This is a genomic window from Actinobacillus arthritidis, assembly GCF_029774155.1.
GTDB lineage: Bacteria > Pseudomonadota > Gammaproteobacteria > Enterobacterales > Pasteurellaceae > Actinobacillus > Actinobacillus arthritidis.
Window position 1 is genome coordinate 150,064 of the sequence record NZ_CP103833.1, and the last position, 18,475, is coordinate 168,538.

The 18,475-nt window shown below is 38.8% G+C and carries 17 protein-coding genes, 4 tRNA genes and 4 pseudogenes; 16 read left to right on the top strand and 9 right to left on the bottom strand.

Annotation, left to right across the window (positions count from 1 at the left end):
- Nucleotides 1-7: 7 nt before the first annotated feature.
- Nucleotides 8-943, top strand: a complete 936-nt coding sequence (locus tag NYR89_RS00740) for a KpsF/GutQ family sugar-phosphate isomerase (RefSeq protein ID WP_279445922.1) — start codon at nt 8-10, stop codon at nt 941-943.
- A gap of 45 nt (nt 944-988) precedes the next feature.
- Here the strand turns inward: NYR89_RS00740 and NYR89_RS00745 are convergent.
- From NYR89_RS00745 to NYR89_RS00755, 3 genes and pseudogenes are all read right to left on the bottom strand, one after another.
- A pseudogene (locus NYR89_RS00745) lies at nt 989-1,439 on the bottom strand (DUF302 domain-containing protein).
- 72 nt (nt 1,440-1,511) lie between these two features.
- Entirely contained in the window at nt 1,512-2,102 is a 591-nt protein-coding gene (locus tag NYR89_RS00750) for an anthranilate synthase component II (RefSeq protein WP_279445923.1), read from the bottom strand.
- Nucleotides 2,074-3,708, bottom strand: a complete 1,635-nt coding sequence (locus NYR89_RS00755; protein ID WP_279445924.1) for a DNA recombination protein RmuC — start codon at nt 3,706-3,708, stop codon at nt 2,074-2,076. Before NYR89_RS00755 ends, NYR89_RS00750 begins: the two co-directional genes overlap by 29 nt.
- Nucleotides 3,709-3,842: 134 nt before the next feature.
- On the opposite strand from NYR89_RS00755, the pseudogene NYR89_RS00760 reads away from it, so the two are divergent.
- From NYR89_RS00760 to pgi, 14 genes and pseudogenes are all read left to right on the top strand, one after another.
- Nucleotides 3,843-4,809 (top strand): annotated as a pseudogene (locus NYR89_RS00760) (aminodeoxychorismate synthase component I).
- Nucleotides 4,787-5,386, top strand: a complete 600-nt coding sequence (locus tag NYR89_RS00765) for an aminotransferase class IV family protein (protein ID WP_279445925.1) — start codon at nt 4,787-4,789, stop codon at nt 5,384-5,386. The pseudogene NYR89_RS00760 and the gene NYR89_RS00765 overlap by 23 nt, the downstream one beginning before the upstream one ends.
- Before the next feature lie 119 nt (nt 5,387-5,505).
- On the top strand, nt 5,506-6,645 hold the full coding sequence (gene recA, locus NYR89_RS00770) for a recombinase RecA (protein WP_279445926.1): 1,140 nt from the start codon (nt 5,506-5,508) through the stop codon (nt 6,643-6,645).
- A 69-nt stretch (nt 6,646-6,714) separates the two neighbouring features.
- A complete protein-coding gene (gene recX, locus NYR89_RS00775; protein ID WP_279445927.1) occupies nt 6,715-7,170 on the top strand; it encodes a recombination regulator RecX in 456 nt (151 codons plus the stop codon).
- The gene (gene yqfB / locus NYR89_RS00780) at nt 7,163-7,471 is read left to right on the top strand and encodes a N(4)-acetylcytidine aminohydrolase (RefSeq protein WP_279445929.1); all 309 of its coding nucleotides are present in this window, start codon (nt 7,163-7,165) and stop codon (nt 7,469-7,471) included. Before recX ends, yqfB begins: the two co-directional genes overlap by 8 nt.
- Nucleotides 7,468-8,001, top strand: a complete 534-nt coding sequence (locus NYR89_RS00785) for a DNA topoisomerase family protein (RefSeq protein ID WP_279445930.1) — start codon at nt 7,468-7,470, stop codon at nt 7,999-8,001. The genes yqfB and NYR89_RS00785 overlap by 4 nt, the downstream gene beginning before the upstream one ends.
- Complete coding sequence (gene tsaC, locus NYR89_RS00790; RefSeq protein WP_279445931.1) at nt 7,994-8,548, top strand: L-threonylcarbamoyladenylate synthase type 1 TsaC; 555 nt, start codon at nt 7,994-7,996, stop codon at nt 8,546-8,548. Before NYR89_RS00785 ends, tsaC begins: the two co-directional genes overlap by 8 nt.
- 1 nt (nt 8,549) lies before the next feature.
- A complete protein-coding gene (aroE, locus tag NYR89_RS00795; RefSeq protein WP_279445932.1) occupies nt 8,550-9,374 on the top strand; it encodes a shikimate dehydrogenase in 825 nt (274 codons plus the stop codon).
- A 173-nt stretch (nt 9,375-9,547) separates the two neighbouring features.
- Nucleotides 9,548-9,624, top strand: a tRNA-Met gene (locus tag NYR89_RS00800).
- A gap of 3 nt (nt 9,625-9,627) precedes the next feature.
- Nucleotides 9,628-9,712: transfer RNA gene (locus NYR89_RS00805), tRNA-Leu, on the top strand.
- A gap of 27 nt (nt 9,713-9,739) precedes the next feature.
- Nucleotides 9,740-9,814: transfer RNA gene (locus tag NYR89_RS00810), tRNA-Gln, on the top strand.
- A 48-nt stretch (nt 9,815-9,862) separates the two neighbouring features.
- Nucleotides 9,863-9,937 (top strand) — tRNA-Gln (locus NYR89_RS00815).
- 141 nt (nt 9,938-10,078) lie between these two features.
- Entirely contained in the window at nt 10,079-10,330 is a 252-nt protein-coding gene (gene ubiK / locus NYR89_RS00820) for a ubiquinone biosynthesis accessory factor UbiK (protein ID WP_279445933.1), read from the top strand.
- A 37-nt stretch (nt 10,331-10,367) separates the two neighbouring features.
- Nucleotides 10,368-12,008 carry a glucose-6-phosphate isomerase gene (pgi, locus tag NYR89_RS00825; RefSeq protein WP_279445934.1) on the top strand — a complete coding sequence of 547 codons (1,641 nt, stop codon included), beginning with the start codon at nt 10,368-10,370 and terminating at the stop codon, nt 12,006-12,008.
- 162 nt (nt 12,009-12,170) lie between these two features.
- On the opposite strand, the gene NYR89_RS00830 is transcribed toward pgi, so the two are convergent.
- Nucleotides 12,171-12,389: an HP1242/YdcH family protein gene (locus NYR89_RS00830; RefSeq protein WP_279445935.1), complete on the bottom strand. Its 219-nt coding sequence runs from the start codon at nt 12,387-12,389 to the stop codon at nt 12,171-12,173.
- A gap of 196 nt (nt 12,390-12,585) precedes the next feature.
- On the opposite strand from NYR89_RS00830, the pseudogene NYR89_RS00835 reads away from it, so the two are divergent.
- Nucleotides 12,586-13,675 (top strand): annotated as a pseudogene (locus tag NYR89_RS00835) (chalcone isomerase family protein).
- On the opposite strand, the gene NYR89_RS00840 reads toward NYR89_RS00835, so the two are convergent.
- The 5 genes and pseudogenes from NYR89_RS00840 to NYR89_RS00860 all read right to left on the bottom strand — a co-directional run bounded on the left by NYR89_RS00840 (nt 13,670) and on the right by NYR89_RS00860 (nt 18,322).
- On the bottom strand, nt 13,670-14,458 hold the full coding sequence (locus NYR89_RS00840) for a class I SAM-dependent methyltransferase (protein ID WP_279445937.1): 789 nt from the start codon (nt 14,456-14,458) through the stop codon (nt 13,670-13,672). The pseudogene NYR89_RS00835 and the gene NYR89_RS00840 overlap by 6 nt on opposite strands.
- Nucleotide 14,459: 1 nt before the next feature.
- The gene (locus tag NYR89_RS00845; RefSeq protein WP_279445938.1) at nt 14,460-15,068 is read right to left on the bottom strand and encodes a glutathione S-transferase family protein; all 609 of its coding nucleotides are present in this window, start codon (nt 15,066-15,068) and stop codon (nt 14,460-14,462) included.
- Between the two features lie 40 nt (nt 15,069-15,108).
- A pseudogene (gene trpD / locus NYR89_RS00850) lies at nt 15,109-16,114 on the bottom strand (anthranilate phosphoribosyltransferase).
- Between the two features lie 56 nt (nt 16,115-16,170).
- Complete coding sequence (locus tag NYR89_RS00855) at nt 16,171-16,758, bottom strand: aminodeoxychorismate/anthranilate synthase component II (RefSeq protein ID WP_279445939.1); 588 nt, start codon at nt 16,756-16,758, stop codon at nt 16,171-16,173.
- A 13-nt stretch (nt 16,759-16,771) separates the two neighbouring features.
- The gene (locus NYR89_RS00860) at nt 16,772-18,322 is read right to left on the bottom strand and encodes an anthranilate synthase component 1 (protein WP_279445940.1); all 1,551 of its coding nucleotides are present in this window, start codon (nt 18,320-18,322) and stop codon (nt 16,772-16,774) included.
- Between the last annotated feature and the right edge of the window lie 153 nt (nt 18,323-18,475).

Sequence of the window (18,475 nt, forward strand, 5' to 3'; positions counted from 1 at the left end):
GGATTTTATGAATTACTTAGAGAGTGCAAAACAAACCCTTGGTAATTATTGCTATGAAATTGACCGCTTGCGACAACGTTTATCAAATGAATTTAATGATGCGATTGAGTTGATTTTAAATTGCGAAGGACGTGTTGTCGTTGCTGGGATTGGTAAATCGGGGCTAGTGGGGCAGAAAATGGTGGCAACACTCGCTTCAACCGGTACGCCTAGTTTTTTCTTACATCCAACGGAAGCGTTTCACGGCGACTTAGGAATGCTAAAGCCGATTGATGTTGTTATTTTGATTTCTAATAGCGGTGAAACAGATGATGTTAATAAGTTGATTCCAAGTCTGAAAAACTTTGGTAATAAGATTATTGCAATGACTGGAAATCCGCTTTCTACGTTAGGTAAGCACGCAGATGTAATTCTTAATATCAATGTAGAGCGTGAAGCTTGTCCAAACAATTTAGCACCTACTAGCTCAGCAATGATCACAATGGCGTTAGGCGATGCGTTGGCAATTGCTTTAATTAACGCACGAGATTTTAAATCTGAAGATTTTGCTCGTTTTCACCCAGGTGGTAGTTTGGGACGTAAGTTACTAAATCGTGTGCGTGATGTGATGAATAGCCAGCTTCCAATCGCGACATTAGACACCTCGTTTACCGATTGTTTATCTATAATGAATGAAGGCAGAATGGGGGTTGCGGTGATTATGCAACATAACAAATTAGAAGGCATTATTACCGATGGCGATATTCGCCGAGCGTTAGCAAAATTTGGTACAGAAACACTGCATAAAACGGCCGGCGAGCTTATGACTCGTAATCCGAAAACGGTGGATGAGAATCTGTTTATCGCCAAAGCGGAAGAATTGATGAAAGCACAACATATTCATTCATTGATAGCAATAAATAAAGAAGGCGAGCCGACAGGTCTGATTGAATTTTCAAGTTAAAAAATAAGGCAAATGTATGTTTGCCTTATTTTTTTAGATAAATCACTATTTTGTTACGGTTGCTTCAATTAATTTTTCTGCTTTAGCTAAGCTGTTTTCAACCGCTTGATATGGCGTATTTGAGTGTGCGACAACTTGTTCCGCACGGTTTAACATCACTTCAACTTCTCCTGTTTTCGGTTCCGTTACTAACACTTTTAAAGGCAACTGTAATGCTAAGCTAGGATCTTTCACCATCAACGGTGTTCCGGCTTTTGGTGTACCGTAAATAATCACGGTTGCCGGTTGCATTTCAAGAGCGGCTGACTTTTGCCGCTTGGTGATCGATTTTAGCGAAGATTGTCATTCCTTTACTTTTCAAGGTGTTTTCTAATGTATCAACTGTTTGTTGAAAACTAAACTTGCTTTTGAATACTGCCGGTTTTAGGTCTGTTTGTGCATTTGCATAACCGGTTACAGAGAATAAAGATGCTAGTAATAGAGCTTTTAATTTCATTGGATTGTCCTCAGTTAAAATAAGCTAATATTAGACTGTAATCTATTATTGCCCTTACACCAAAATTTCACGCTAGGCATTTAGCCAGTTTCGTAACATTTGCTCGCCATACTCAGTAATAAACGATTCGGGGTGGAATTGCACACCATAAATCGGTAAATGCTGATGTTTAAATGCCATTAAGACATTTTGATCACAAACTGCTGTGGCAACAAGCGGTGTATTTTGCAACGATTTTTGCGAAATAGCCCACGAATGATACAAACCGATCTTAAAACGCTCGGGTAAACCGTTAAAAATCGGGTTATTGCTAATTTGAATTAACGGACGTTGTTGCCCGTGTCTGACTTCATTCAAGTTGTATAGCTCGTCGCCAAAAAATTCACACAGCGTCTGATGACCTAAGCACACACCTAAAATCGATTTGGTTTGTTGAAAACGTTCCAACATTTCAAAGGTTTGCGGATAAGCTCTCGGGACATCCGGACCGGGTGAAATCAGAATATGGCTAAAGTTTTCCACCTCATCAAGTACCAATTGTTCCACTAATACCACTTTCATCGGTACGCCGATTTTGCGTAGCAGATCCACCAGATTGAAAGTAAACGAATCGTGGTTATCGATAATTAATAAATTAGTAGCTTTCTTCATTGTTTGTCGCATTGCTATCTTCAATCTTTTCTGCAATTAATGTGAGTTTATTTGTATCAAAATCGTTGGTGAGCATTTCAACTGCCGGCATCGTTTGGCTCGCTTTGGCGGAAAGTTGCTGGAAGCGTTCCACCTTGCCGACTAAGCCTTGGCGACCAACCAATGAGGTTACCGTCTGATTATATTGATTATTGACCGTATTCAGTGTATTGCCCAATTTCGCCAAACGGTCGGCAACGGTACACACTTGATTATAAATTTCGCCCGCTTTTTCACTGATTTCACGTGCTTCGGCATTGCCTCGCTCAATTCGCCATAAATTTGCCACGGTACGCAAAATTGGCATTAAAGTGGTGTAAGACACTAAAATGACATTACGTTCATAACCGTAATTAAACAGTCGCGGATCGTGCTTCATCGCTTCAATATAAGCCGGCTCAATCGGCACGAACATCAACACGAAATCCGGACTTTTCACCCCTTGCAAACTGCTGTAATTCTTTTTCGACAAGCCGTCAATATGTGTACGGAGTGATCTGCAATGCTCATCTAACGCCTGAGTAATTGCAAAATTTTCTTCGGATCTGACCGCTTGATCATAAGCCAGTAATGACACTTTACTATCAATAATTAAGTGTTTTTGATCCGGCAAATGCACCACAAAATCGGGTGCAAAACGCTTGCCTTCCTGATCTCGGAAACTTTCTTGAGCCACATAGTGTTCACCGGCTAATAGCCCTGCCGCCTGTAGTGCCGATTCAAGCTGAACTTCACCCCAATTACCTGCAATTTTATTATTACCTTTCAGTACGTTGGTTAAATTTTGTGCTTCTTCCGACATTGACACACCGATTTGTAGTACCCGTTTCAGTTCAGCTTCTAAACTTGCCGTGCCTTTTAGCGACTCACTATGCACTTCATTTACTCGTTTTTGGAAGCTTTCAATTTGTTCTTTAAACGGTTTTAATAGGGCATCTAATGAAGATTGATTGCTGGCGGTAAAACTTTTGGTTTTTTCTTCCAAAATTTGCTGTGCCAAATGTTGAAACTCAACATTAAGCTGTTGTTTTACCTCGATAAAATTGCGTTGTTGTGCTTCAAAATTCGCTTGTTTTTCTGAAAGTGAGGTTCTCAATTCGGTTAATTCATTTTGCGTCTGGCTAAGCTGGGCGACAAGCGATTGGCTTTCACGTTCTTTATGCGAAAGCGCATTTTGATTAAATTGTAATTGCTCTTCTAAACTTTCCGACTTGGCTTGGAATGCACCGATACGTTCTTTCAGCTCATTGATATAGCGTTCCAATTGCTGTTCTTGTTGTTCCGCTTCTTCAATTTTGCCGTGTAAGCGGTTAATTTGCGCTTCTTTTTCGCTAATTCGTTCAATACCGGCTTGGGCTTGTGTTTTATACTGAATTGCCCATTGTTCGATCTGATTTTTTTCAACGGAAAGTTGCTCAAGTTTTTGGTTAATTTGAGTGAGATCGGCTTGTGCTTTAGCCAAATCTTGCGAAAGTTCAAACGCATCACGTTGGTAGCGTGATTGCAGAAAAAACAGAAAAACAGCGATAACCAGTAACACGGCAATCGCCACATAAAACCATATTTCGTCAATAATCATAAAGGTAAACCTGAATCTAATAGAAAAATATACAGTATTATAGCAATCCGGCGAAAAATGAAAAGTGAAAGAACGTTGCTAAATTGGCGGAAATTCCCCTAGAATAACGGCAATATTCGTCACATTTTGAGTTTATGCAACATTTTATCCAAACCGCCAATCAACTCGGGCAACAGAAAAGCCCGTTTTTCTTTTTAATTGATTTTGAACAGCAAAAACCGATGATTTGCCCGCTAGAACAAGCGGCAAAGCGGCCTATTTTTCGATTTTTTTTGCAAGTCGAATGTTCAGTCGCAAAACGTTCGCAAGCCGTTTGCATTTCAAATCAATCCCATTTCGTTTGAAACTTATCAGCAAGGTTTTGAGCTTGTTCAAAAGGAAATCCAAGCCGGTAACAGCTATTTATTGAATTTGACTTATCCGACTGAAATTCAAACTAATTACAGTTTAGAAGAACTGTTTTTCGCCAGTTCGGCAAAATATAAATTGTGGCTAAAAGGGCAGTTTGTCTGTTTTTCGCCGGAAACGTTTGTGCGGGTTCAGCAAAATAAAATCTACTCTTACCCGATGAAAGGCACGATTAATGCGAATGAGCCTAATGCGGCGGAAAAGCTGATGCAATCGGACAAAGAATTTACCGAACACAATACGATTGTCGATTTGATTCGTAATGATTTGGCGTTAGTTTCACAAAATATTCAGGTGACGAAATATCGTTATTTAGAGAAAGTGAACACTTACCGTGGTGCGATTTACCAAACCAGTTCCGAAATTTGTGGTGAGCTAAATGAAAATTGGCAAGCGAGTATTGGCTCACTGTTAGCAAAATTGTTGCCGGCAGGCTCAATTAGCGGTGCGCCGAAAGAAAAAACCTTAGAGATTATTCAACAAGCGGAAATTGGTCAAAGAGGCTATTACACCGGTATTTTCGGTTATTTTGACGGCGAGAATTTAGAGAGTGCGGTGGCGATTCGTTTTATTGAGCAAAATGGCGAACAACTTCTGTTTCGTAGTGGCGGTGGTATTACCGCAAAAAGCATGTTGAACGATGAATATAACGAGCTATTGGAGAAAGTGTATGTGCCGATTTCCATTGTTTGAAACGATTGCAATTATTGATGGCGAACCGCAAAATTTAGCTTATCATCAGCAACGTTTTGAAAGTGCGATGGAGCAATATTTTAATGTGACATCACAACGACAATTAGCTGAGATAATTTATGTGCCAAATGAATTTCAGCAGGGAAGAGTTCGTTGCCGGATTGATTACAATGCTAATGAATTTCGGCAACAATTTTTCCATTATACGCCACGTAAGATCAATGCTTTCCAATGTATTTATACTGAGGATTTGGATTACCGCTTTAAATATAGCGATCGCAAGCGGTTAGATTCGCTTAAAACGTCGCAAGCGGATGAAGTGATTATTATCAATAATGGCAAAGTGAGTGATTGCACAATTGGAAATTTACTATTTTTAAAACAAGGACAGTGGTTTAGCTCACAAGATTATTTGCTTAAAGGGACGCAATTAACCGCATTAGTTGAGTGTCAGCAGGTATTTTTAACCGACATTTCAGTAGAGGATCTGTCGCAATATGAACGTGTAATGATGGTAAATGCGTTAAATCCGTTTGATCCGGTTCGATCTTTGCCAGTATCGGCGATTAAATTTTAGGATATGGATCGAAAAACAGTAAAAAAACACTTGAAACTGTATAAGTAAACACTATAATAATACACAGTTAATTGACGACAAGCGGTCGTTTTATCGAAAAGTTTGCAAAGGACAAAATTATGGCAACGGACAACAAAAAGAGTCAAAAAAATACAACAGCAGTAAAACAAACAGATCCAGAACAAAAAGAAAAGGCATTAGTCGCCGCGCTTGCTCAAATTGAAAAACAATTTGGTAAAGGTTCCATTATGCGTTTAGGCGATACGCAAGCACTTGATATTGAAGCGGTTTCAACCGGTTCAATCGGTTTGGATGCAACATTAGGTATCGGTGGTTTACCGATGGGACGTATTGTAGAAATCTATGGTCCGGAATCATCAGGTAAAACAACGTTAACGCTTTCTGTCATTGCTCAGGCACAAAAAACCGGAAAAACTTGTGCGTTTATCGATGCGGAACACGCATTAGATCCTGTTTATGCACGTAAATTAGGTGTGGATACCGATGCGTTATTAATTTCACAACCGGATAACGGTGAACAGGCTTTAGAAATCTGTGACGCGTTAGTGCGTTCTGGTGCGGTTGATTTAATTATTGTGGACTCGGTTGTCGCATTAACACCGAAAGCGGAAATTGAAGGCGATATGGGTGATTCTCATATGGGCTTACAAGCGCGTTTAATGTCACAAGCATTACGTAAATTAACAGCAAATATTAAAGCGACTAACTGTTTAGTGGTGTTCATCAACCAAATTCGTATGAAAATTGGTGTGATGTTCGGTAATCCAGAAACGACAACTGGTGGTAACGCACTTAAATTCTATGCTTCGGTACGTTTAGATATTCGCCGTTCAGGTGTGGTAAAAGACGGTGATGAGGTTATCGGTAGCGAAACGAAAGTGAAAATCGTGAAGAATAAAGTTGCTCCGCCATTCCGTGAAGTACAATTTGATATTATGTACGGCGAAGGTATCGCTCGTATGAACGAGTTACTTATCCTTGCGGAGAAAAATGGTTTTATTCAGAAAGCCGGTGCATGGTTCTCTTATGAAGGAACAAAAATCGGTCAAGGTAAAAATAATGCGATTAAATGGTTAAAAGAAAATCCTGAGATTGCAGAAAAAATTGAACAAGAGATTCGACAATTATTAATTGCTAATCCGGAAAAACATTTAGCTTCATCAAGCGATGATGAGTTATCAGAATCAGATGATGTGGAGAGTTTTTCTGATGATTCATTTAATGACGAAGAGTTATAAATAAGATAAAAATGCGGTTTCTGCATCTCAAATGTGGAAACCGCATTTTGTATTTAATAGATAACGATAATGACAAAATATACTGCGACAAATTATCTGCTATATTTGCTTTCTAAGCGTGATTATAGTGAGCAAGAATTAAGGCGTAAGCTCTTACAAAAAGAGTATACTGAAACGGAAATTGATGAAACAATAGAAAAGGCACAATCTAATCATTGGCAAAGTGATGAGCGATTTTGTGCTAGTTTTATCCGTTATCGTTCTCAACAAGGAATTGGTCCTCGCCGTTTGAAGCAAGAATTAAAACTGAAAGGTATTAAAGATTGGTTGATTAGCCAAGAGTTGGATAATGCGGAAACGGATTGGTTTGCATTAGCGGAACAAGTTTTTGAGAAAAAACGACCGCTTGTATGGGATATTAAAGCCAAACAGAAAATGTGGCGTTTTATGCTTAGCAGAGGCTTTTATAATGATCACTTTAGCCATCTAATGGACATAGATTACAATGATGCAGAATATGAATAAGATTACTTTTTTTAGCCGTTTCGAGGCAGATATTTTAGCCGGTAAGAAAACTATTACCATTCGAGATAAATCCGAGTCTGATTTTCAGCCTCAGCAACAACTAGCGGTTTTTACCAATGAAACTGATCGTTTCTTTGCTAATATTCGAGTGATTTCCGTTACACCAATCCATTTTGAGCAATTAAATGAACAGCATGCTAAACAAGAAAATATGTTGTTAGCAGAGCTGAAGCAAGTCATCAGAGAGATTTATCCGAATGACAATGACTTTTTTGTGATTGAGTTTGAATTAATTGAATGAGTATTTTTAAATCTACGAAACAAGTAGAACTTTGTCCTGATTGTGGATCTGCATTACAAATTAAACGAGGGAAACAAGGTTTATTTTTAGGTTGTAGTAGTTATCCGCAATGTGATTATATAAAACCGTTACATCAAACTAACCGTGTAATCAAAGATTTAACAGAAATCTGCCCTGAGTGCGGACATTTGCCGCAATTAAAACAGGGTAATTTTGGCATTTTTATTGGCTGTAGTCATTACCCAGAGTGTCATTTTACTGTACATGATGAGGCGGAAGAACAAGAAGAATTTGATTGCCCAGAGTGCAAAACGCATAAATTAGTCGCTCGGAAAGGACGTTCAGGAAAAACGTTTTATGGCTGTAGCGGGTTTCCTAGTTGTAAGTTTACTTTGGCATCCAAACCTATAGTAAAAACGTGTCCTCAATGCCAGTGTTCAATCGTAACGCTCAAGAAACAGCGTGGAAAATCAATGTATCTTTGTGCAAATAAGTCATGCCAATATCTATTTAGTGAAGAAAATGAATAATTTAGAAAATATTGTTGAGCAATTAAAACAGAATAGAGTGGTTGCTTATCCTACGGAAGCGGTATTTGGTTTAGGCTGTAATCCTAATAGTGAGGCGACCGTACGAGCTTTATTAAAATTAAAAAATCGCCCTGAAGAAAAAGGGCTTATTCTTATCGCTCCCACTAAAGAGCTATTACTTCCGTATATTGATGAGTGCAAATTAACGGCAGAGCATTGGCAAATTTTTGAAACACCTTCCGAGCGTGCGATTACTTGGGTCATGCCGGCTAAAAAAGATGTGCCTCAATATTTGACAGGGCAATTTGATACGATTGCGGTACGTTTATGCCGTGTGCCAGCAGTTATAGAACTGTGTCAGGCAACCGGTTTTGCTTTAACATCGACCAGTTGCAATTTGACTGGACAAGAACCATGCCGAACGGCAGACGAAGTAAAATCACAATTCGGAATGGATTTTCCGGTATTAGACGGTAATACAGGAGGAAAAATCAATCCTTCTGAAATTCGGGATATTTTTACACAACATATTTTTAGACAAGGATAATATGAATCAATATGCGGTTTGGGGAAACCCAATTTCTCAGAGTAAGTCGCCACGTATCCACCAACTTTTTGCGGAGCAAACGGGTAAATATATTAGTTATGTAGCAAAACTAGGTAGCGAACAGCATTTTGAAAATGAGTTACTGAACTTTTTTGCTAATGGTGCAAAAGGTGCGAATATTACTGCTCCGTTTAAGGAGCGTGCATTTGCACTCGCAGATGAATATAGTGAAAGCTGTTTGTTAGCTGAAGCCTGTAATACATTAAAACGTTTGGAAGATGGACGTTTATATGCGGATAATACGGATGGTTTCGGTCTTTGTTCAGATCTAGAGCGTTTAGGTTGGCTAGTGCCTGAGCAACGTGTGCTTATTTTAGGGGCTGGTGGTGCAACCAAAGGTGTGCTTTTCCCTTTATTAGCGGCTAAACAGCAGATTACACTTTATAATCGAACGTTAGAGAAAGCGGTCGATTTAGCGGAAAAATTTGCAAAATATGGACAAATTCAAACCGCTTCACTTGATCAGATTGCTGAACAAAAATTTGATTTGATCATTAATGCAACATCGTTAGGCTTACAGGGTAAATATGTGCCTGTTGCATCACACCTTTTAAAAAATGCGACCGTTTATGATATGCAGTATGCTATAAATATGCAGACACCATTCTTAAATTACGCTCGTGAGTGTGGTGCTGTACGTTATCAAGATGGCTTAGGAATGTTGGTTGGTCAAGCCGGTTTTTCCTTTAAACTTTGGGAAAATGAATTTCCTGATGTTGAAAAAGTGCTTAAACAGTTAAAAATTGAAATGGAAAATGCAAAATAAGAATCTGTAACTTATTATAAAATAAACAGAAATTAGCTGTTTTTATGGCAAAATGTGCAATGTATAGCCAAACAAGCAGATTTATCAACTTTTTTGAAAAAAGTGTTTGACGAGGTTGAATAAAATCAGCATAATACACCCCGTAAACCGATGTGGTGAACGCAAAAATAAATGGCTACATAGCTCAGCTGGTTAGAGCACAACACTCATAATGTTGGGGTCGCAAGTTCGAATCTCGCTGTAGCCACCATTTGCGGGAATGGCGAAATTGGTAGACGCACCAGATTTAGGTTCTGGCGCCGCGAGGTGTGTGGGTTCAAGTCCCTCTTCCCGCACCATTATCGATTTATAAAAAAAATTAGTGTTGGGGTATCGCCAAGCGGTAAGGCACCGGGTTTTGATCTCGGCATCCCTAGGTTCGAATCCTAGTACCCCAGCCATCTAATTATCATATCAAATAAGCTAACATTATGTTAGTTTTTTTCTTTTGGGGTATCGCCAAGCGGTAAGGCACCGGGTTTTGATCTCGGCATCCCTAGGTTCGAATCCTAGTACCCCAGCCATCCTATTAATTATTTCCAATTTATTTTGCCTGATTAAAAATATTTTCTATTTTTGATTTATTCCTAATTATTCTTATTCTCTTCTTTAGATTTAACGAAAAACCCATTAAAATTGGCCCTTATTCTATAAGGAGAAAGTGAATGTTAAATCCAAAGAATTTAGAGTCCTTAGCTCAGCAACTCCATAATGCATTACCCCAACCACTAAAAAATGTCGGTAATGATCTCGAAGAAAAATTCAGACAAATTTTACAAGCCCAATTAGCTAAACTTGATATTGTGACTCGAGAAGAATTTGATGTGCAATCGCAAGTTTTATTACGTACACGTGAAAAGCTCAACGAATTAGAAAAACGATTGAATGAGCTTGAAAATCGTCAATCCGAAAAATAATTTATTTTTAATTTTATCAAGCAAAAGGATAATTCAAATGCAAAATATTAATCCAACGCAAACGGCGACTTGGTCTGCTTTAGAGCAACATAAAGCGGATAACTTAAATATTCCTCAATTATTTGCGGAAGATACAAACCGTTTTGATAAATATCACTTAAATTTTGAAGAACAAATTCTAGTTGATTTTTCTAAAAATGCGATTAATCAAAAAACATTAGAGCTATTACGTCAGTTAGCAAGTGAATGTGGTTTAGCTTCTGCGACTGAAGCAATGTTCTCAGGTCAAAAAATCAATCGTACAGAGAATCGTGCGGTATTACATACCGCATTACGTAATCGTTCAAATACGCCTGTAATGGTTGACGGCAAAGATGTGATGCCGGAAGTAAATGCGGTATTAGCTAAAATGAAAGATTTCTGTGAGCGTATTATTTCTGGCAGTTGGAAAGGCTATACCGGTAAAGCGATTACTGATGTGATTAATATTGGTATCGGCGGTTCGGATTTAGGTCCTTATATGGTAACTGAAGCGTTACGCCCATATAAAAATCATTTGAATATGCACTTTGTGTCAAATGTAGACGGTACGCATATTGCAGAAGTGCTGAAAAAAGTGAATCCTGAAACAACATTAGTCTTAGTTGCCTCAAAAACGTTTACCACTCAAGAAACAATGACCAATGCGTTAACTGCACGTGAGTGGTTATTAGCGGCGACGAAAGATGAATCGGCAGTAGCAAAACATTTTGCGGCATTATCAACGAATGCAAAAGAAGTTGCAAAATTCGGAATTGATACGGCAAATATGTTTGAATTTTGGGACTGGGTAGGCGGTCGTTATTCTTTATGGTCTGCAATTGGACTTTCTATCGCTTTATCATTAGGTTTTGAGAACTTTGAAGCATTGCTTTCGGGCGCTCATGCAATGGACAAACATTTCCGTACTGCACCGATTGAGCAAAATATCCCGACAACATTAGCGTTAATCGGTATTTGGAATAGTAATTTCCTTGGCGCGGAAACGGAAGCATTATTACCTTATGATCAATATTTACATCGTTTTGCGGCATATTTCCAACAAGGGAATATGGAATCAAATGGTAAATTTGTCGGTCGTGACGGCAAGCCGGTAACGCATCAAACCGGTCCGATTGTATGGGGTGAACCGGGTACTAACGGTCAGCACGCTTTTTACCAATTAATTCACCAAGGTACGAAACTAATTCCTTGTGATTTTATTGCTCCGGCACAAACACATAATCCGGTAGGCGATCATCACGCCAAATTGTTATCAAATTTCTTTGCACAAACAGAGGCACTTGCGTTCGGTAAATCAAAAGAAACCGTTGAAGCGGAATTTGTGGCGGCAGGTAAAGATTTAGCAGATGTTGCGGAAATCGTACCGTTTAAAGTATTTACCGGCAATAAACCGACAAACTCAATTTTAGTGCAAAAAATTACACCGTTCACTTTAGGTGCATTAATTGCAATGTATGAACATAAAATCTTTGTACAAGGGGTTATTTTCAATATCTACAGCTTCGACCAATGGGGTGTAGAGTTAGGTAAACAACTCGCAAATCGTATCTTACCAGAGTTACAAAATGCGGAACAAATTACTAGCCACGATAGTTCTACCAATGGTTTAATTAATCAATTTAAAGCATGGCGTTAATGATTTTATCGTGAGTAAATAAGCGGTTGAATTTTGTAAGAAAATTACAAAGTTTGACCGCTTTTTTGTGAATAACAGATTAGAGTATATAAAAATCCCTTCCAAATTTTTGAAAGGGATGATTAATTTAGGTTGGATAATTAACTACTTAATTCAGAATTTTTATTCTACAGATTTTTTCTTTAAGATTGCATATAACTCATCTTTAATGTGAAGTTTTTCTTTTTTCAATACCTCTATTTCATCATTGGTTGCAAGCTCAATATTTGATTCCATATTTTTAATGCGTTGATCTAACTCATTATGTTTATCAAATAAACGAGAAAAGTGAGTATCACTATTTTTTAATTGAGTAATTAATTCACGAAATTCAGGGAACATATACAACTCCTATTATGTCTTAGTTAATCATTTAGGTTTAATTTGATACTACTCTTTTTTATTTCTTTCGCGTTGATTTTGTTTTGATTTTTTGAAGTGGATCACAAAATATTTACATTGACGTTAATAGATGAATTTACTCTCATATCAGCTCAGGTATAATACAGCCTCATTTTGTTTGTAGGGACAATAATAAATGCGTTACAAAGCTCTCTTATCTCTTTTCTTAGCTCTATTAAGTGGAGCCGCTGTCGCTAAGTGGGAAAAAATCAATGATATTGATTACACTTGGGGACCGTTCAAAATTTATAATATTTCCCTCTTTACAGAAACGGGCGAATATAAAGCGGATACACGCCCTATTATGTTAACTTTAAAATATAGTAAACCGGTTGATGGCCGAGATTTTGCGATTTCTGTGGCAAAATCTTGGACGAATTTAGGTATTACGTTACCAGAACAAGATGCAGTGATTGATCGCCTGCGTAAAATTCTGCCTGATATAAAATCTGACGACAAATTAAGTTATATTGCATTGGCAGATAAAGGTTATTTTGTATTAAATAATCAAGTGATTGAGCAGGAGTTTGATCAGGCGTTTAATAATGCGATGCTTGCGATTTGGTTGGATCCTAAAGTGGAATTTAGCCAGAAATTAATTACCAAAAAAATTGCTGGGGCAGAGCAAGAGGTTCATCATTCATTAGATTACCCGCAAAGTTTGGAAGAAGTATCTATTGAGCCTAATAAAGAAAATGTTTCAACAGTTGAATTAAGTGATGATGTTGCACGAACAGATCAAGCTATAGATTCCGAGCAACAATCAACTAAATTAGAATCCACAAAGCCGATAAAATCTATTGGTGTGCCAAGTTTACTTTCGCCAATTACTAAGTCTGTAGAGCAAAGTAAAGCGGTAGAAGCTAAAGTAGCAGAAATGCCAAAAGAAACAGTCAACACTGAGAATAAGCCAAAGGATTTACAGGTAGCTCCACCAGAAAAGCAATCTGAAGTTGCAAAATCAACGGAAATTAAGAACAATGCAGAAGTTAAGACAGACATTCCGGTAGCTAAAAATAACAGTCGCGGATGTAAAAGCGACTGATACGGAGAAAACAGCAAAGCCTCAAAAAGCAGAGGAAGCCGTTAAAGCAAAAGATGAAATTAAAGAGAAAGAGGCGACTACTTCTCCAGATAAACAATCTAAAGAGGAAGTAGAAAATCCAGAAAAAGAGATTATTCCGGAAATGGATCCGACACCGGATTATAAACTTCCACTTTCATAAGCAGAGTATTAAGCGACCGATTGGTCGCTTAATTTTTTTAATGGCCTTAATAAATAATAGTGGCGGACGATGTTGTAGATCTTTAAATTCGTTATGCCATTGCGGTTGTTCCGCCAGCATTGGCTCTTCCACTTGCACGATTTCAAAACCGGCTTGAATCAGCTGATTGCAGATTGTTGCCATGGTGCGATGATAGGTTTTGAATGCTTGTTGGAACCAACTTCTGTCTCGCTCACCCTCATCTCGATAATAATTTAAACGATAAGCAACTTGTTGTTTTTGCTCATTTTTATCCCAACGATAGCCATCTTTATAGCAAGTGACAATCGGGTGTTCTTGGGAAAAAATCAGCGTGCCGCAAGCGGTCATTTTTGCGGAAATTTTTGCAAGTAAATCGGCAAAGTCCTCAATATAATGGAACGCAAACGAGCTGGTGACCACATCAAAATGATCTTCCGGAATTTTATCTAATTGTTCCATTGGCAGGCAATGCAACGAGAAAGCGGTCGATTTTTGCCAATTTTTTGCTAAATCACTTTCCGCCTGTTTTAGCATGAGTTCCGATAAATCCAGACCGATAACTTTACTTGCTCCCAATTCCAAATAATGTGCTAGATGTACGCCGGTACCACAACCCAAATCTAACACTTTTTTCTTGGTAAGATCCGGTAAAAGTGAAAACATAGTAGGCTTTTCCACCACTTCATTCATACTGATTGGGTTTTCACGTAATTGTTGATAACGTTCAAAGAAAATCGGGGTATCGTAAATACTTTTTTTCATTTTATCCTTTTAACCATTCTTGATATGCAGGTAATGCTAACATTTGTTGCAGGTATATCCTCACATTTTCATCAAAATAGTGGGCTAATCCGTAAGTATTAATTCTTGCCGCTACCGGCAATAAAAATGCATCTGCCGCAGTGAAGAATGAACCTGTTAAATATTTGCCACCAAATTGTTGTAAGCCTTGTGCAAAAATCGTGTTTAAGCGTTTGAGCTCATCTTCTAATTGTTGAGGAATTTCCGTGAGCGTAATTTTTTCAAGCGGTCGAAAATCACAAATATTTCGCAAATTCTCAAAACCGGAATGCATCTCGGCACAAACAGAACGAGCCCATGCTCGAGCTTTTTTATCCTTTGGCCAAACTTGCGGATAACTTTCGGCAACGTACTCAATAATCGCCAAACTATCCCAAATTTGTACCTCATTATCATATAAAACAGGAATTTTTGCTGTTGCTGAAAAGGTTGAAAATTGTTGTCGTTGCTCATTTATATCTGCGAGGTAGCGGACAATTTTTGGCTCGAAAGGAATATCCAGCATTTTCAGTAGCATCCAAGGACGAAGCGACCAAGACGATTTAGGCGGATTGATATAAAGCTGATACATAAATTTTCCTATAAAAAAGCCCACAAGCGTGGGCGATATGTTACTGGTATTGGGCGAGTTTTTGCAAGGTCTGATAGGCTTTATCTGTTCTCAGCAAATCTTTGACACGTTGTACGTTAGCTTTTAAATCTCGCTCGCCGAAAGTACGCATGAGCATAGCAGTATTTACTGCAACCGCATCAATATGTGCCGCTTCGCCTTTGCCTTTTAATAAAGCGGTAATTTTTTCCGCATTTTCTGCAGGTTCCCCACCTTTTAACGCCTCAATTGAATGGCGTTGGATACCGAAATCATCCGGTGTTAGTGTGAAATAATGGATCTCGCCTTGTTCAATTTCAGCGACTAACGTTTCGCCGTGTACCGCCACTTCATCTAAACCGGAACCGTACACCACAATCGAATGTTGATGATTTAAGGTGCGTACCGTTTCTGCATAAATTTTTAACACATCCGGTGAATAAACGCCGAGTAATTGGCGTTTAGCGTGTGCCGGATTGACTAACGGCCCCAGAATATTAAATAGTGTGCGAGTTTTCAGCGCTTGGCGTACCGGTACGGCGTGTTTAAAACCGGCGTGGTAAAGCGGTGCAAATAAGAAACAGAGATTATTTTCATCTAACGCTTGGCGTGCGGTTTGGGGTGAAATCGCCACATTAATCCCTAATGCGGATAGTACATCACTTGCGCCGGTTTTACTGGAGACGCTGCGGTACGCCATGTTTTGCTACTTTATAGCCTAAGGTTGCGGCTACAATCGCACTGGCTGTAGAGATATTGATTGTATTTTGCCCGTCGCCACCGGTTCCGACAATATCGGCAAAATCGTAATCGGGAGTTGGGAATACGGTTGCATTTGCAAATGCGGCTTCAACCGCTCCGGCAATTTCCTCAATTGTCTCGCCCCGTACTTTTAACGCAATTAATGCGCCGGCGAGTTGTTCGTTAGAAACATTACCTTGAATTACTTGTTCAAAAAAGTATTGCGATTCTGCTTTTGTGAGCGCTTGGTTCTCAAATAATTGGCTAAGAATGTTGTCGAGTTGCATAGTGTTATCCTGTTTTCGTTATGCTGATAAGCGGTTATTTTTCTAAATTTTTTTGCTTAATGTTGTGTGGAAAGCGACCATTCGACCGATTGTTTTAATAATTTAGTACCTTCTACGGTTAGGATTGATTCAGGGTGAAATTGAAAGCCGCAAATCGGTAATTGTTTGTGGCGAACCGCCATCACGATATTATTAAAGCGAGCATTGATTTCTAATTCATCCGGCAGATTATCCCCCATTAATGAATGGTAACGGGCAACCGGCATCGGGTTATTGATGCCGTGGAACATTGCTTGGTTATCATGTTCAATTTTAGACACTTTGCCGTGTAAAACTATACCGGTATGCACGATACGCCCGCCTAACGCTTCGATAATTGCTTGATGACCCAAACAAATGCCAATCATCGGTACAACGCCTTTGAGCTGTTTAATGATAGCTAACATATTGCCGGCTTCTGCCGGTGTGCCGGGGCCGGGCGAAAGTGCCACAATACAATTTTCAGTAGTTTGTGCTTTGTTTAAAAAATCTTCTAACGGGTAATCATTACGAAAAATCGTCACTTGATGACCTAATTCACGAAATTGATCGACTAAGTTGTAGGTAAACGAGTCAAAATTATCAACAAAAAGAATATGTGCCATAGCTTATCCGTCCTTATTTGGTATTCACTTGTGCGATTGCTTTTAATACGGCTTTCGCTTTATGACGTGTTTCATCCGCTTCCGATTGCGGATCCGAATCCAATACTTCGCCGCAACCGGCTTGTACGTAAGCGATGCCGTTTTGTACGAATGCAGAACGAATCACAATGCAAGTATCTAAATCACCTTGTGAGGTTAAGTAACCGACTGCACCGCCGTAACTGTGGCGTTTTTGTTGTTCTACTTGATAGATTAATTGCATCGCTTTAATTTTTGGCGCACCGGTTAATGTACCCATATTCATACACGCCTGATAAGCATGTAACGCATCTAAATCACTACGTAATGTACCGACCACACGAGAAACAAGGTGCATAATTTGTGAATAGCGATCGATTTGCATCAGCTCCACAACTTTACGTGTACCGGCTTGGCAAACTCGAGCGACATCATTACGAGCCAGATCGACTAACATCAAATGTTCTGCCAATTCTTTTTGATCTAAACGCAATTCCAATTCTAAGCGTGAATCCAATTCCGGATCGATATTGCCATTAGCATCAAATCCACGCGGACGAGAGCCGGCAATCGGATAGATTTCTAATTGACGATTAGCTTGTGAATATTTCAGCGCACTTTCGGGTGATGCACCGAATAAAGTAAAGTTTTCGCCTTGCATAAAGAACATATACGGGCTTGGATTATTGATTTTGAGCTGACGATAAGCGGCTAAAATATTTGGGCAAGGTAAGCTAAAACGGCGTGAAGGCACAATTTGGAACACATCACCGATATGAAGATGATGTTTGAGCTTTTGAACGATTTGCTTAAAGTCTTCGTCTTCAATATTGGTTTTCACTTCATCACTTGCCGTTCTAATCGGTAGGCGTAATTCGCAAGGCTGATATTTTGCAAGAATTTGGCTAAATTCGACCGCTTGTTGCTGTAAACGGCTCTGTTGGGTTTCATCGAAACAGAAAGTATGTAGCACCGATTCCTGTTTTTGGTGGTCAATAAACACTAATTGTTCGGCAAGATAGAAGCTGTAATCATGGCAACTTAAGCCGTCATCTTGTAGTTGAATACCGTCCATCGGAATAAAATGGGCGACCAAATCGTAGCTAAATAAACCGCCTAAATAGATTGGATCTGCTTTATCAGCAAAAAGTTGGCTCACACAACGTAAACCGTCAAACACGGTGCTGATTTTAAGTTTACTATCTTCATCTAAATTTTGGGCAATGGGCGGAAAGGTTGCCGACAAGCGGTCTAATTCCGCTGAAAATTTGCAATTTGGTGCTGGTGATAATTGCTCCAGCGCAGCTTGAATATGGGGAAGTACGGCTTTACCGTTTTCAGTTAACGCTTCAAAAGTGACGGTTTGTGCATCGCAATAAATATGTAAGGCGGATTGGGCGAATAATAGGCTTTTTAAGCTATTTTTACTGTGGATTTCTGCTGAATCTAATAACAACGTATGCGGTTTCTTATCACATAAGTGATAAAACGCTACGGTTGTATCTTCATAATAGGGAAGTTGTGTTTGCTGAGTATAGAGATTCATTTCACGATTCCTTGTTTAAGTTATTTGTGTACTATTAAACTAGTATAAAAGCAATAAGTCAAGCATATTTTTTAAATGTGCAAGATTTGACTAAAACGACAGATTTTATTTAATTGCTTTTGTACAATAGCCATTATTTCTTACCTATTTTCT